Annotated in this window: 11 protein-coding genes, 1 other RNA gene and 4 pseudogenes; 9 read left to right on the forward strand and 7 right to left on the reverse strand. The window is 58.6% G+C overall.

Annotated elements, in window-relative coordinates:
* Nucleotides 1-76: 76 nt before the first annotated feature.
* The 3 genes from arcB to mtgA all read left to right on the forward strand — a co-directional run bounded on the left by arcB (nucleotide 77) and on the right by mtgA (nucleotide 3978).
* On the forward strand, nucleotides 77-2419 hold the full coding sequence (gene arcB, locus SOPEG_RS00930) for an aerobic respiration two-component sensor histidine kinase ArcB (protein ID WP_025243960.1): 2343 nt from the start codon (nucleotides 77-79) through the stop codon (nucleotides 2417-2419).
* A 231-nt stretch (nucleotides 2420-2650) separates the two neighbouring features.
* Entirely contained in the window at nucleotides 2651-3304 is a 654-nt protein-coding gene (elbB, locus tag SOPEG_RS00935) for an isoprenoid biosynthesis glyoxalase ElbB (protein WP_025243961.1), read from the forward strand.
* A complete protein-coding gene (gene mtgA / locus SOPEG_RS00940) occupies nucleotides 3301-3978 on the forward strand; it encodes a monofunctional biosynthetic peptidoglycan transglycosylase (protein ID WP_025243962.1) in 678 nt (225 codons plus the stop codon). The genes elbB and mtgA overlap by 4 nt, the downstream gene beginning before the upstream one ends.
* A 33-nt stretch (nucleotides 3979-4011) precedes the next feature.
* Here mtgA and dolP read toward each other — a convergent pair whose 3' ends face one another.
* From dolP to SOPEG_RS00955, 4 genes and pseudogenes are all read right to left on the reverse strand, one after another.
* Complete coding sequence (gene dolP / locus SOPEG_RS00945; RefSeq protein WP_025243963.1) at nucleotides 4012-4587, reverse strand: division/outer membrane stress-associated lipid-binding lipoprotein; 576 nt, start codon at nucleotides 4585-4587, stop codon at nucleotides 4012-4014.
* Nucleotides 4588-4596: 9 nt separating this feature from the next.
* Nucleotides 4597-5187, reverse strand: coding sequence for a DnaA initiator-associating protein DiaA (diaA, locus tag SOPEG_RS00950; RefSeq protein ID WP_025243964.1), 591 nt, complete (start codon nucleotides 5185-5187; stop codon nucleotides 4597-4599).
* Between the two features lie 40 nt (nucleotides 5188-5227).
* A pseudogene (locus SOPEG_RS29015) lies at nucleotides 5228-5326 on the reverse strand (YraN family protein); the annotation flags it as partial.
* A gap of 53 nt (nucleotides 5327-5379) precedes the next feature.
* Nucleotides 5380-6881, reverse strand: a pseudogene (locus tag SOPEG_RS00955) (penicillin-binding protein activator).
* Between the two features lie 62 nt (nucleotides 6882-6943).
* Between SOPEG_RS00955 and rsmI the strand changes: the two are divergent.
* Nucleotides 6944-7810, forward strand: a complete 867-nt coding sequence (rsmI, locus tag SOPEG_RS00960; protein WP_038468022.1) for a 16S rRNA (cytidine(1402)-2'-O)-methyltransferase — start codon at nucleotides 6944-6946, stop codon at nucleotides 7808-7810.
* A gap of 75 nt (nucleotides 7811-7885) precedes the next feature.
* Nucleotides 7886-8263: RNase P RNA component class A (gene rnpB, locus SOPEG_RS23655), an RNA gene on the forward strand.
* Nucleotides 8264-8325: 62 nt separating this feature from the next.
* On the opposite strand, the gene SOPEG_RS00965 is transcribed toward rnpB, so the two are convergent.
* Nucleotides 8326-9054 carry a pirin family protein gene (locus SOPEG_RS00965; protein WP_025243965.1) on the reverse strand — a complete coding sequence of 243 codons (729 nt, stop codon included), beginning with the start codon at nucleotides 9052-9054 and terminating at the stop codon, nucleotides 8326-8328.
* Nucleotides 9055-9163: 109 nt separating this feature from the next.
* Here SOPEG_RS00965 and SOPEG_RS00970 point away from each other — a divergent pair, with 109 nt between their 5' ends.
* Nucleotides 9164-10054, forward strand: coding sequence for a LysR family transcriptional regulator (locus SOPEG_RS00970; RefSeq protein ID WP_025243966.1), 891 nt, complete (start codon nucleotides 9164-9166; stop codon nucleotides 10052-10054).
* Between the two features lie 84 nt (nucleotides 10055-10138).
* On the opposite strand, the pseudogene SOPEG_RS00975 reads toward SOPEG_RS00970, so the two are convergent.
* Together SOPEG_RS00975 and SOPEG_RS00980 are read right to left on the reverse strand one after the other, a co-directional pair.
* A pseudogene (locus SOPEG_RS00975) lies at nucleotides 10139-11118 on the reverse strand (glutathione S-transferase family protein); the annotation flags it as partial.
* Nucleotides 11119-11335: 217 nt separating this feature from the next.
* Complete coding sequence (locus SOPEG_RS00980) at nucleotides 11336-11731, reverse strand: DoxX family protein (RefSeq protein ID WP_025243967.1); 396 nt, start codon at nucleotides 11729-11731, stop codon at nucleotides 11336-11338.
* 226 nt (nucleotides 11732-11957) lie between these two features.
* Between SOPEG_RS00980 and SOPEG_RS00985 the strand changes: the two genes are divergently transcribed.
* From SOPEG_RS00985 to SOPEG_RS23755, 3 genes and pseudogenes are all read left to right on the forward strand, one after another.
* Nucleotides 11958-12563 carry a TetR/AcrR family transcriptional regulator gene (locus SOPEG_RS00985; protein WP_025243968.1) on the forward strand — a complete coding sequence of 202 codons (606 nt, stop codon included), beginning with the start codon at nucleotides 11958-11960 and terminating at the stop codon, nucleotides 12561-12563.
* A gap of 103 nt (nucleotides 12564-12666) precedes the next feature.
* On the forward strand, nucleotides 12667-13350 hold the full coding sequence (locus SOPEG_RS00990; protein WP_025243969.1) for a type 1 glutamine amidotransferase domain-containing protein: 684 nt from the start codon (nucleotides 12667-12669) through the stop codon (nucleotides 13348-13350).
* Between the two features lie 135 nt (nucleotides 13351-13485).
* Nucleotides 13486-14695: pseudogene (locus tag SOPEG_RS23755) on the forward strand (IS256 family transposase).
* Nucleotides 14696-14726 lie beyond the last annotated feature (31 nt).

Genomic DNA, 14726 nt, shown 5'->3' on the forward strand with positions numbered 1-14726 from the left:
AGGGTGACGCACCCGGACTGGTTCAGTAGGAATTATTTACGGTATGATTCATCTATTGCCCTTAAAGGAATCTTCCATGAAGCAAATTCGCCTGCTGGCTCAATATTATGTCGACCTGATGGTGAAACTCGGCTTGGTACGCTTCTCCTTGCTGCTGGCCTCGGCGCTGGTGGTTCTGGCGATGATCGTCCAAATGGCCGTCACGATGGTGCTCAGGGGCGAGGTGGAGAGTATCGACGTCGTGCGCTCCATTTTCTTCGGTCTGTTAATCACTCCGTGGGCGGTCTACTTTTTGTCGGTGGTGGTGGAGCAGCTTGAGGCGTCACGCCAGCGCCTGTCGCGGCTGGTGGGTAAGCTTGAGGAAATGCGCAATCGCGATTTACAGCTCAACGCCCAACTGCAAAACAACATCGCTCAGCTCAACCAGGAGATGGCAGACCGCGAAAAGGCCGAAGAGGCGCGGCGCGGGGCGATGGAGAAACTGACCGAGGAAATGGCGCGGCGTGAACAGGCGCAGGTAGAGCTTGAGCAGCAGTCCTCGCTCTTGCGCTCCTTCCTCGATGCATCGCCCGACCTGGTGTACTACCGTAATGAGAACAAAGAGTTTTCCGGCTGTAACCGCGCCACCGAGCTGCTCACCGGCAAAAGTGAGAAACAGTTGGTGGGGCTTACCCCGCGCGAGGTGTATTCCCCCGAGATCGCGGAAAAGGTGATCGAAACCGATGAAAAGGTCTTCCGCCATAACGTTTCACTCACCTATGAGCAATGGCTGGAATATCCCGACGGTCGTAAAGCCTGCTTTGAGCTGCGCAAAGTCCCGTTTTACGATCGTATCGGCAAGCGCCACGGCCTCATGGGCTTTGGTCGCGATATTACCGAGCGTAAGCGCTATCAGGACGCGCTGGAAAGCGCCAGCCGGGAGAAAACCACCTTTATCTCCACCATTAGCCATGAGCTGCGTACGCCGCTTAACGGCATCGTGGGTTTGAGCCGGATTTTGCTGGATACCCAACTGACGCAAGAGCAGCATAACTACCTGAAAACCATCCATGTCAGCGCGGTTACCTTAGGCTATATCTTCAACGATATTATCGAAATGGATAAGCTGGAGCGCCGCAAGGTACGGTTGGACAATCAGCCGCTGGATTTCACCGATTTCTTGATGGATTTAGAAAACCTTTCCGGCCTGCTGGTGCAGCCGAAAGGGCTGAAGCTGGTGATGGCGCCGCATCAGCCGCTGCCCCGCTCTATCATCGCCGACGGCACCCGCCTGCGGCAAATCCTGTGGAACCTCATCGGCAACGCGGTGAAATTCACCCGACAGGGTGAGATCGTGATCCACATCTGGCGTGAACAGCAGGACCGTTTATGCTTTGACGTGCAGGACTCCGGTATCGGCATTCCTGAAGAGGAGCAAGAGAAGATTTTCGCTATGTATTACCAGGTGAAAGGGCAGCACGGCGGCAAGCCGGCGACCGGCACCGGGATTGGCCTGGCGGTCTCCAAACGGCTGGCGCAGGCGATGGGCGGCGATATCACCGTTAAGAGCCAACCCGGCCAAGGCTCTTGCTTTACGCTATCCATCGTGGCGCCGGAAGTGGCGCAGGTGCAAGAGCAGGTTGAGGATGAAGAGGCGATGCCGCTGCCGGCGCTAAATGTCCTGCTGGTGGAGGACATCGAGCTGAACGTCTTGGTGGCCCGCTCCGTACTGGAGAAGCTCGGCAGCAGCGTGGAGGTCGTGATGACCGGCAAGGACGCGCTGGCAATGTTCGATCCCGATGAGTTCGACCTGGTGCTATTGGATATTCAACTGCCGGATATGACCGGTCTGGATATCGCCAGCCAGTTGAAGAGCCGCTATCAGGGGCGGCATATGCCGCCGCTCATCGCGCTGACCGCCAACGTCTTGAAGGACAAAAAAGAGTACCAGGCGGCCGGCATGGACGATGTACTCAGCAAGCCGCTAGAGATCGCGGCGCTTACCCAGGTGATAAAGACGTTTTGGGATCATGCTGATAGCGCCGCCGTTGTGGCGCCGGCAGAGCCGGCGGCGGTGGATAAAAACCGGCAGGTATTGGACACCGCCATGCTGGAACAGTACCTGGAACTGGTGGGGCTGTCATTGATTACGCAAAGCCTGGCGATGTTTGAAAAAATGATGCCCGGCTATCTGGTGATCCTAGATTCCAACATGACCGCCCGCGATCGGCAAGGCATCGCTGAAGAGGGGCACAAAATCAAGGGCGCTGCGGGGTCGGTAGGGCTACGTCATTTGCAGCAGTTGGCGCAGCAGATCCAAAACCCTGAGCTGCCGGCCTGGTGGGATAACGTCCAGGAGTGGATCGACGAGTTGAAGCACGAATGGCGCCACGATGTGCAAACGTTGCGTGATTGGGTTCAGCTGGCAGAAAAAAAATGACCCCGACTTATGCCGGGGTGCGCGAAGATTGCGCCAACACCAGAGAAACGGTTTACCGCCGAGAAGGCTCAGCGGGGGTAGGGGACGGAGAAAAGACGTCACCCGTATTCATGGATAAACCATAGCAAAACAACAGAATAATATTACAAGATCCATTAAAATTTGGGATGTAATACAGATTTTGTCAATGGAAATAACAAGTTCACCTACCAGACAGAAGGAATCTAGCCAATGAAACGGATCGGTGTCGTGTTGAGAGGCTGCGGCGTCAATGACGGCAGTGAAATTCATGAAGCGGTGCTTACGCTTTTGGCCATCGACCGCGCGGGGGCCGGCGCGCTCTGTTTTGCGCCCGATAAACCGCAGTTGCAGGTGATAAATCATCTTAGCGGCGAGCCGTGCGACGAACGGCGCAATGTGCTGGTGGAAGCGGCGCGGATCGCGCGCGGGCATATCCAGCCGCTATCGGCGGCCAGCGCCGATGAACTTGATGCGCTGATCGTCCCCGGCGGCTTCGGTGTGGCAAAAAACCTCAGCAATTTGGCGCAAACGGGCGCTGATTGTGAAGTCGATGCCGAACTGGCGCGCCTGGTGCAGGCGATGCACGAAAAGCGCAAGCCATTAGGTTTTATTTGCATCGCGCCGGCGCTATTGCCCAAAATTCTGGCGGTCCCGCTACGGTTAACGCTGGGCACCGATGTCGATGCCGCCGAGATGGTAGACGACATGGGCGCGATCCATGTCACCTGCCCGGTGGATGACATCGTTATCGACGGCGATAACAACATCATAACCACGCCGGCCTATATGCAGGAGACCTCGATTGCCGAGGTGGCCAAAGGTATCGACAAACTGATGGCGCGCGTGCTGGAATTTATCCCATGAGGGGTCGCGCTGGCGATCGCTCCCTGCTGCGGCGCGTATGGCGCTGGCTATTGAGAGGCTGTCTGGCCCTGGTGGCGCTATGGCTGCTGGCGATAGTGTTGTTCGCCTTTGTGCCGGTGCCTTTCACCGCCGTCATGGCGGAGCGGCAAATAGACCACTGGCTAAGAGGGGATTTCCGCTATGCCGCCCACTCGCGCTGGGTGCCGATGCGGGCTATTGCCCCGCCGATGGCGTTGGCGGTGATGGCGGCCGAGGACCAAAAGTTTTCCCGCCATTGGGGGTTCGATATCACCGCTATCCGCGATGCGCTCAACCACAATGCGCGCAGCCGGCATATTCGCGGCGCGTCCACTCTATCGCAGCAGACGGCGAAGAATCTGCTGCTGTGGGAGGGGCGCAGCTGGCTGCGTAAAGGACTGGAAACCGGCCTGACGCTCGGGATAGAGGGGGTGTGGACCAAGCGGCGCATTTTGACCGTGTATTTGAATATTGCGGAATTTGGCGAGGGCATATTTGGCGTGGAGGCGGCGTTGCTGGAGGCGGTATTACCCAACCCGCTGAGCTTAAGCGCCGACGCTCCCAGCGTCTATGTTCGCCAACGGCAGCGTTGGATCCTGCGCCAGATGCGGCAAATGGGCGGTGATGCTTATCTGGCGCAGACGGGCCTGCGTTAAGCCGCGGTTAACAGCGGTCGGCCTAAACCGCGATTACTGCAAGTAGGTGAAGGCGGTCGTGACATGTTTCACGCCGTTCACTTTACTGGCGACTTCGGCCACGGCCTTGCCTTCGGCGTTGGTCACCAGCCCCAGCAGGAAGACTTCGCCGTTCTCCGTGGTCACTTTGACGTTGGAGGACTTGACCGCGTCGCTGGCCAGCAGCTGCGAACGGATCTTGGTGGTGATCCAGGTATCCATTGACGCGCGTCCGAGCGACACCGGCTGCCCCTGACGGATTTCGTTATAGACCTCGGTGGCGCCGTCGACGCCCATCGCAATCTGCTTGGCGCGTTCGGCAAGTTCGGGGGTCGGCGCCTGGCCGGTTAGCAGGACTTTGCCCTGATAGGCCGTATTGACAATGCGCGCCTCTTTCTTCAGTTGCTGATCTTTGGCCAGCGCATTGGCGACCCGGGCTTCAAGCGTGCCGTCATCGACTTGGGTGCCGACGGTGCGGGGATCGGTGGCGGTTTTGGTGGCGACCGCGGCGGTACCAACCACCACCGCGCCGACGCATCCTTGCAGCATCAAGGCGGTACACAGCAGTATTAATGGCGTATGAACTTTCATCTGGGCTCCTTAATCGTCCAGGTGGGGAAACAGCTTATTATCTATCAAATCACATAGACAGTTCACGGTGAGCATATGCATCTCTTGAATCCGCGCGCTGCGATGGGACGGGATGCGGATTTCAACGTCCTGTTGACCGAGCAGGCCGGCCAATTCGCCGCCGTCGTAGCCCGTCAGGGCGATAATTTTCATGTCCCGGGTGACGGCCGCCTCGACGGCTTTCACGATATCACGGCTGTTGCCGCGGGTGGAAATCGCCAGCAGGATATCGCCGACCTGCCCGAGCGCGCGCACCTGCTTGGCGTAGATCTCGTCATGCTGGCGATCGTTGGCGATGGCGGTTAACACCACGGTATCGGCATTCAACGTCATTGCCGGCAGACTGGGGCGCTCGGCTTCAAAACGATTCAGCATACAGGCGGCGAAGTGCTGCGCGTTGGCGGCGGAGGTGCCGTTGCCGCAGCATAAGATTTTTTTATCGCCGAGCAGCGCCTGCGCCAGTACATTGGCGGCATGGGCGATGGCGTCGGGCAGCGCTTCCGCCGCCGCTATCTGGGTTTGGATACTTTCGGTAAAACAGCCTTTTATTCTTTCCAGCACGTTTAACAACCTGATAAGTCAAAAAATGAATGGGGCGTCATTACGGTGCGCCAAAGGCGTCTTTTAGCCATTCTACCCGGCTTCCGGTAATGGCGATAATGTCGAAGCGACAGGCGGAAGTGTCAAAACTGGCGTCACGCTTTCGGCGGCGACGCGCGAACCGCTTCGCCTGCGCCCCGCGTGAGCGGCCGCTTACCGTGCCGCTATGAGTTGGCCCCGCTCGTATTTCAGCCATGACAACGTCCTGTTGATCACGCAATCCGGCGTTGCCGATAGCGTGCCGGTTTCGCCCGCGACCTGAAAGCCCGGAAGCTGGTGCATTTCGCTGAAGTGATTGGCCAGCGTCCAGGCGTCCATGCCCATGGCGTACAGCCGCACCAGCGAATAATCACCGCGGAACTGGGCGCTTATCTGCGACAGCAGCGCCGGGTTGTCGCCGGTCAGCAGCGGGATATCGCTGAATTCCAGCCTCTCCATTTCCAGGCGGTAATCGGGACCGGCATCGGCCTGATAGCTGCGCGAACTGGCATACAGCGCGCCGCGCGGCAACAGCAACAGCGGCGGCTGTCGGCCCTGCTGGTGAATATGGTTGGCCGCGTCGCGCGCTTCATCTTCCGGAAACAGGGCAAAATAGCAAATATTGGGCCGCGATTGCAGATGTTCCGGCTGATTGAGCGCCAGGACATTCAGCGTGCCGGCGGCCGCGGCGCCGGCGTTATCGTTGTACAACTGCTCCACGTCGTTTTTCAAGAGCGGACCGATTATCATACTGGCGCCGTCCCGCTGCGCCTGGGCCAGGAGCGCCGGCAGCGGCTGGCTGGAGGTATCATAGACCTTCACCTGCACGCTGCTGGCGGTAGAAGCGGCGGCGGGGGCCGGCGCTTCGGCGTCTCGCCCGCCGGCGCGCCGTCGTTAAGGTTGGCGCCATCGGCGGTCTGCCCGGCAGCGTTAGGATCCTGAACCGGGGCGCTTGGTTGTGCGGTCAGACCGTTTTTCGCCGCCGTAAACCCCTGCTGAATCGCGTTGGAAAATACCTGCGCCTGACCGTTCAGCGGTAGCAGCAAAGCAATGCCCCCCACCGATGACGATGAATAGTTTTGCACCTGGCCCAGGGGGGTGGGCAGGGTTTTCGCCGCCGGGTTTTGCTGATAGCGGGTCTGCCAGTCTTTTATTGCCGCTTGCAGCAGAGTAGGATCCTGACGGTTGTCCTGATAGACCCGCAACAGATCCAGCCAGCCCTGCAGCACGTTCTCATTGGCGTTGATGACCAGATTGCCCTGCTGGGACGGGAGCGACACCAGCGTTTGCCAGGTTTTATCGATATTTTGCTGACGGGCGGCCGGGTCGGTCAGCAGCGGAGCCTGAGCAATATAGGCCCGTACCAAATCCAGCGAAGGTTGGCTCTGACCGGCATCGATCATCGCCTGGGTGTAGCGCAGGCGCTGTTGCGCCAGCGGCAGGCGCCCTTCTTTAATCAACGCGCGAATGGCGAGTAATTGGTAGTCGGTCTTGGTATCATTGCGGCTTTGCTGCATCTGCTGCAAATAATAGTCGGCATTGGCGTTGGCCGGAATGGACGCGCGGCCGGTCTGGCTTTCCGGACCCTGGGTGGTACACGCGGCCAGTATCAACGAGGCCAGCAAGACAGGAATCAGACGTCCTGTTTTAAAACCCAATACATAGGAGGAAAGCATACTGTATCCAGTGATGTTTTTTTCAAGATGCTCAATATTAAATCGGCAATCCGGATGAAACAATGAATCAACACCAACAAGCGGATATTTCCGCAGCAACGCTGTATGTGGTACCGACTCCCATTGGTAATCTGGAGGACATCACCCGGCGGGCGCTGTCTGTCCTACAGGGCGTTGATCTTATTGCCGCTGAGGATACCCGTCATACCGGTCTATTGTTACAACATTTTGCCATAAATGCGCGGCTGTTCGCGTTGCATGACCATAATGAACAGCAAAAGGCGGACGTTTTATTGGCGAAACTGCAAGACGGACAAAGTATAGCGCTGGTCTCTGACGCCGGCACGCCGCTTATCAACGACCCGGGATATCATCTGGTGCGCCGCTGCCGCGAGGCCGGAATTCGCGTCGTGCCGCTGCCGGGCGCCTGCGCGGCCATTACCGCCCTGTCCGCCGCCGGGCTGCCTTCCGATCGTTTCTGTTATGAAGGCTTTCTGCCGGCGAAGCGCAAAGCGCGCCTCGATTCCCTACAGGGGCTGGCACAGGAGCCGCGCACGCTGATTTTCTACGAGTCCACCCACCGGTTGCTGGAGAGCCTGGAGGATATGGCCACCGCCTGGGGGCCGCTGCGCTACGTGGTGCTGGCGCGGGAGCTGACCAAAACCTGGGAATCCCTTCACGGCGGGCCCGTCGGGGAGCTATTGGCCTGGGTGCGGGAGGACGACATGCGCCGCCGCGGCGAAATGGTGCTCATCGTCGAAGGCTATCGCGCGCCGGACGATGCGCTGCCGCCGGAGGCGCTGCGCATGTTAGCGCTGTTGCTGGCCGAATTGCCGCTGAAAAAAGCCGCGGCGCTGGCGGCGGAGATCCACGGCGTGAAAAAGAATGCGCTGTACCGCTACGCCCTCGATTGGCAGCAAAAAGCGTAACGCGGCGCTGCGGCGTCATTCCTGGAACGCATATCGCGGATGACAAGCGTCGGGAAAGTGCCTATACTGCGCCCCGGAGTTGACCAGACAGTCGCCGCTTCGCCGTCGTCCCCGCAAGGGAAACAGGGGAAGGGGAGGAAAGTCCGGGCTCCATAGGGCAGGGTGCCAGGTAACGCCTGGGGGGTGCAAACCCACGACAAGTGCAACAGAGAGCAAACCGCCGATGGCCTGCGCAGGCGGGAACAGGTAAGGGTGAAAGGGTGCGGTAAGAGCGCACCGCGCGGCTGGTAACAGTTCGCGGCACGGTAAACTCCACCCGGAGCAAGGCCAAATAGGGGTTCACATGGTACGGCCCGTACTGAACCCGGGTAGGCTGCTTGAGCCAGCGCGCGAGCGCTGGCCTAGATGAATGACTGTCCACGACAGAACCCGGCTTAACGGTCAACTCCACTCTTGCGTTAACCCCGCGCCTCACCCTGGTGCGGGGGTTTTTTTTGCCGTTGGCGTCCGCGTGCTTACGGCGCCGGTCGGTCGTCGCCGGCCAAATCAATCAACAGCGCCTGCAACAGTGCCTGCAACGGCGCAGTGGCTCGCAATGTCAGGGGCTGCTCATCATGCACAAACGCGCCGTCGCCGCAGGAAAGCTGCCCGCGCGCGCTCTGCATACCGCCAATCTCCACCTGGCCATACACCGATTGCACATAAGCGCGTCGGCCGTTTAGCGGTACCGTCAGGCTCTCGCCCGCCGCCAGCGTCACCCGATGCACCCACGCCTGCTGGCGCAGCCTCAGGCTCCCCTGTTCCCCCTGTGGCGAGGCCAGCAGGACGTGGGGGGCTACGGGCAGCGTAAGCGATTGCACGGCGGGATTTTCCCGCGTGGGGCAGGCATCGAGCCACAGTTGCATGCGGGTCAGCGGTTGCGCGCCGATATTATGCTCGCTATAGCTAACGCCGGGCTGGGCGGCCAGCATCAACGCGTCGCCGGCGGCCACGCGGACGGCATGACCGTTGCTATCGCGGTATTCGGCTTCGCCCCGCAAGACGATATTCAACACATCGACGGGGGGATAGGTCCGCGGCTGGAAGGCGGCGCCGACCGCCAGCACTTCCTGGTTCAGCGCCCGCAGAGAAGCGTAGTGTAAGAAAGCCGGATCGAAATAGTGGCCGAAAGAAAAGGTATAGCGTGCCTGCAACCATCCGAAGTCCGCCTGGCCGTATTGCTGGGCTGTTCTGCAAGTAATCATGGCGTAATCTGTTTCCACGGGGTCTGGATAAAGTGTAAGCGGCTGGACGGCGGATTGTTAGCAAGTTAATCTGGACGCCATATTCAAAAATCCTGAATGAGAAGATCCGATGGCTAAAGACCGGGCATTGACGTTGGAAGCCCTGCGGGTAATGGATGCGATCGATAGGCGCGGCAGCTTTGCCGCCGCGGCGGGTGAATTGGGACGGGTGCCTTCGGCGCTAAGCTACACTATGCAGAAATTGGAGGAGGAGCTGGATGTGGTCTTGTTCGACCGCTCCGGCCATCGCACCAAATTCACCAATGTCGGCCGTATGTTGCTGGAGCGCGGGCGGGTGTTACTGGAAGCGGCGGATAAGCTTACCACCGACGCGGAGGCGCTGGCGCGCGGCTGGGAAACCCACCTGACGCTGGTGACCGAAGCACTGGTCCCCGCTGAGAAACTGTTTCCGCTGATAGACAAACTGGCGCGCAAAGCCAACACCCAAGTTTCCATTATTAGTGAAGTGCTGGCCGGCGCCTGGGAGCGTCTGGAACAAGGGCGGGCCGATATCGTCATTGCGCCGGATTTGCATTTCCGCGCGTCCTTGGAAATCAACAGCCGCAAACTTTACCGCTTGCTCAATGTTTACGTCGCCAGCCCCGATCATCCGATCCACCAGGAGCCTGAACCGCTGTCCGAAGTCACCCGCGTCAAATATCGCGGGATTGCCATCGCCGATACCGCCCGCGAACGGCCGGTGTTGACGGTGCAACTGCTGGATAAACAGCAGCGCCTAACGGTGAGCACGATGGCGGATAAACATAAGGCGTTGCTCGCCGGGCTGGGGGTGGCGACGATGCCTTACCCGCTGGTGGAGGCGGATATCGCCGCCGGGCGGCTGCGGGTGGTTAGCCCGGAGTACAGCGCCGGCAGCGATATCATCATGGCCTGGCGCCGCGACAGCATGGGCGAAGCCAAATCTTGGTTCCTGCGCGAAATTCCCAAACTGTTTAGCTAACGCCCGCCGTCGCCGTCCGGCAAGCGACCGGTTTCACAAATCGTTTAGTCAAAGCGCCTACCGCCGCTGTCCGGCGGTCGACGCTCACGCCTCGCGGGCGCCGAAACGCTGCGCGCGACCATGGGGTTCGCCGAGATCGAACTGCGGCCCGATAGAAATAATACCGTGCGGATTGAGGGTCGGATCGGATGACTGCGGAAATAATGGTGGCGAATATGGGCGAAATCTACCGTTTCGGCAATGCCCGGCAGCTGATAAATATCGCGCAAAAACCCCGACAAGTTCAAATAGTCGCTCAGGCGCTGACGATCGCATTTGAAGTGGGTGTGGTACACCGCATCAAAGCGGATAAGCGTGGTCCACAGCCGTAAATCCGCTTCGGTCAGGCGGGGGCCGGTCAAATAGCGATGTCGGCCGAGGATCTCCTCTAGTCGCGCCAGAGCAGCGAAAACCTCCTTCGCCGCCTCATCGTAGGCTTCCTGACGGGTAGCGAAGCCGGCTTTGTAGACGCCATTATTGACCTGCGGGTATACCCAGCCGTTGATCTCATCAATGGCGGCGCGCAGGTCAGGGGGGTAATAGTCGCCGGCCAGCGCGCCGGCGCCGTCGAACGCGCTATTGAACATCCGCAGGATATCCGCCGATTCATTGCTGACAATGGTCTGCTGCTGCTTATCCCACAGCACCGGTACCGTAACGCGGCCGCTGTAGCCGGGATCCGCCTGTAAATAGAGTTGATAAAGAAACGCTTTGTCGAACAGGGGATCGCCGGTAGCGCCGGGAAAATCCTGGCTGAAGGTCCAGCTGTTCTCGAGCATTAGCGGGTGGACCACCGAGACGGGGATTAACTGGGTTAACCCTTTCAACTGACGCATCAGCAGGGTGCGGTGCGCCCAAGGGCACGCCAATGACACATAAAGATGGTAGCGGCCGGCTTCGGCGTGAAAGCCGTCGCGCCCTTCGGGACCGGCGCTACCGTCGGGCGTTATCCAGTTGCGGAACACCGACGCCAAGCGCTGAAATCGTCCGCCGCTGGCGGCGGTATCGTACCATTTGTCCTGCCACTGCCACTGCCACTGCCACTGCCACTGCCACTGCCACTGCCACTGCCACTGCCACTGCCCCTCGACGAGTAACCCCATGTCCACACTCCTCTCAACATCATGCCGTTCGGTTTTCGACGCCCCGTGCCCACCGTCAGCGGAAAGAGCGGGATGTCGGTTTTTTTACCCGCTTACGCCCCTGACCCGCTTGGGCCGGCGGGTTAGGGGGTGGCCGCGGTTACCCTTTTTTAGCCAGCAGACGATCAATGCTGAAGGCGCCAGGGCTGCTCACCGCCAGCAGCAGATAACCGCCGGCGATGGTCAGATTTTTCATGAAATTGATCTGGTTACCCGCCTGGGTAAAATCCGCATGGAAAATAAACGCCGTCAACAGCGTAAATACCACGGTGATAAGCGCCACGCTGCGGGTCAATAAGCCGAACAGAACCGCCAGACCGCCGCCGACTTCAAGCAAAATGGTCAACGGCAATAAAAAGCCCGGCACGCCCATCGCCGCCATGTACTGCTGGGTACCGGCATAACCGGCGCCCAGTTTGCCGTAGCCGGCCACAATAAACAGTATAGGCATCAATACACGTGCCACCAGCAAGGCGCTATCATCTAATTTTTTCATGATTCTCTCTTGGTTTGTGTCTGCTGGCGCAATGCACGGCTAAGGCTTCTATAAGATGCGCCCCGCGGATGAGTACGGCGGGAGGACACCGGATGCAGGCAGTGTAATGCGCAGCTGTGGCCGGTGATAGCGAGTAAAATTGTCAGGGTTGATCAGAAAAATTGAATAATAGGGGGCGATGAAAATGCTTCTAGACGACCGGTCCAATCGATGCTACCTTCAAAGCATGAACATGGCGACAAACACCGAAACCAACCCCGTTCGGGACAGCATTCTGGCGCACGGTCAGCGGATCATGGCCGGCAAGGGTTTTTCCGCTGTTGGGCTTAATGAAATTCTGGCTGCTGCCCGCGTGCCGAAGGGGTCGTTTTACCATTACTTCGGTTCAAAAGAGGCGTTTGGCGAGGCGCTGCTGGAGCGTTATTTCGCGGACTATCTCGCTTATCTTGACGCCACGCTGAGCGCACCCGACCAGAACATGGCGCAGCGTCTGATGGCGTATTGGCAGAACTGGCAGGACACGCAGTCTTTTCACGATTGCCAGGGCAAGTGTCTGGCAGTCAAGTTGGGCGCGGAGGTAGCCGATCTGTCCGAGGCGATGCGGCTGGCGCTAGCGCGCGGGACCTCTGGCATCACCCGTCGACTGGCGCGCGCCATTGAAGACGGCGTGGCGGAAGGGTCGCTAACCATCGAGGGTTCACCTACGGAAGTTGCGCAAAGCCTCTACCAATTGTGGCTAGGTGCCAGCGTCATGGTCAAGATAGCCCGTGATACCCAGCCCTTTGTCACGGCCATGGCAACCACGCGTCATATTTTGCATCTGACCCTCTGACCGGAGGGAAACAGATAAACGCACTTTCACCGAAGTGTTTTTTTATCTTTCGTTTCAATACGACCGGTCTAATAGTAACGTTCACGCCATCTGGAGAAAGAGAATGAAAGTATTAATGGTTCTGACCTCGCACGACCGGCTCGGTGATACCGGCCGTAAAACCGGCTTCTGGCTGGAAGAATTGGCCGCGCCGTATTACGCCTTCAAGGATGCCGGCGCCGAGATCGTGTTGGCCTCGCCTAACGGCGGCCAGCCGCCGCTCGATCCCAAAAGCAACGAGCCGGCTTTCCAGACCGGGGAGACCCGCCGTTTCGAGGCCGATGCCGGGGCGATGGCGCAATTGTCCGCTACCGTGCGCCTGGACAACGTAGCGGAGGCCGATTACGACACGGTGTTTTACCCAGGGGGCCATGGCCCGCTGTGGGATTTGCCCGAAGACAGGCATTCTATCGCGCTGATTGCCGCCTTCCTGGCCGCCGGCAAACCAATAGCTTTAGTTTGCCACGCACCGGGCGTGCTGCGTCACGTTAAGACCCCGGCGGGGAGGCCGCTGGTGGAGGGCAAGCATGTCACGGGCTTTAGCAATTCTGAGGAAGCCGGCGTCGGATTGATTGAGGTCGTGCCGTTTCTGGTCGAAGATGAGCTGAAGGCTTTGGGCGGCCTGTATGCCAAGGTGGAAGATTGGGCGTCTTACGTCGTCAGCGATGGACTGCTGATAACCGGCCAGAATCCAGCGTCGTCCGCGGCGACGTCAGCGCGGCTGCTTGAGCAATTAAAGGCGAGTTAACCCGCCTTTAATTGCCGGGCGGTGTTGATTATACGCGCCCTGCAGATTCCAACGTATCCGATCGAGCCTGTTTAGAAATTTGTGTATTTGCCTGATTTTGATATGTTCAATCCAACATCAAAAACAGGTTAATTTATGGACGAAAAACAGTTGCAGGCTCTGGCTAACGAACTGGCCAAAAATCTCAAAACCCCTGAAGATCTCAGTCACTTCGATCGGCTGCTGAAAAAAATCAGCGTCGAAGCAGCTCTCAATGCCGAAATGACCCATCACCTCGGCTACGATAAAAATCAGCCTAAACCGGGGACCAACGCCCGCAACGGCTATTCCACAAAAACCGTTACCACTGGCGATGGCCCGCTGGCGCTGCGTACTCCGCGCGATCGTGACGCTTCCTTTGAACCGCAACTGGTGAAGAAGAACCAGGCCCGGATTACCGGGATGGATAACCAGATTTTATCGTTGTACGCCAAAGGGATGACCACCCGCGAGATCGCCGCCGCGTTCAAAGAGCTGTATGACGCCGATGTCTCGCCGGTGCTGGTCTCAAAGGTCACCGATGCGGTCATGGAGCAGGTTGTCGAATGGCAAAACCGGCCTCTGAATGCAGTCTATCCCATTGTTTATCTTGACTGTATCGTTCTAAAAGTCCGGCAGGACAGCCGCATCATCAACAAATCTGTGTTCCTGGCGCTGGGCATCAACATCGAAGGCCAGAAAGAGTTGCTAGGTATGTGGCTGGCCGAACAATGAAGGCGCAAAGTTCTGGCTGAACGTGCTGACAGAGCTGAAAAACCGCGGCCTGAACGATATCCTTATCGCCTGCGTAGACGGGCTGAAAGGTTTCCCTGACGCTATTAACGCGGTGTATCCGGAGGCGCAGCTCCAGCTGTGTATCGTGCATATGGTGCGCAACAGCCTGCGGTTCGTCTCCTGGAAGGACTACAAGGCCGTCACCCGCGACCTGAAAGTTATCTATCAGGCCCCTACGGAAGAAGCCGGCTTGCAGGCGCTGGAAGCGTTTTCCAGTGCCTGGGACATCCGCTACCCGCAAATAAGTCGAAGCTGGCAGGCAAACTGGGCCAATCTGGCCACGTTCTTTGCCTACCCAACGGACATCCGCAAGGTGATCTACACGACCAACGCCATCGAGTCGTTAAACAGCGTGATCCGGCATGCTATCAAAAAGCGCAAGGTGTTCCCGACCGACGACGCAGTGAAAAAGGTGGTGTGGCTGGCGATACAGGCGGCCTCACAGAAATGGACAATGCCTTTGAGGGACTGGCGCATGGCAATGAGCCGCTTTATTATCGAGTTCGGTGACCGCCTGGACGGTCACTTCTGAGAAAAGGCATTTACACAGAATCGTGTACAGG

The organism is Candidatus Sodalis pierantonius str. SOPE (assembly GCF_000517405.1).
In the GTDB taxonomy this organism is placed as follows: Bacteria; Pseudomonadota; Gammaproteobacteria; order Enterobacterales; family Enterobacteriaceae; genus Sodalis_C; species Sodalis_C pierantonii.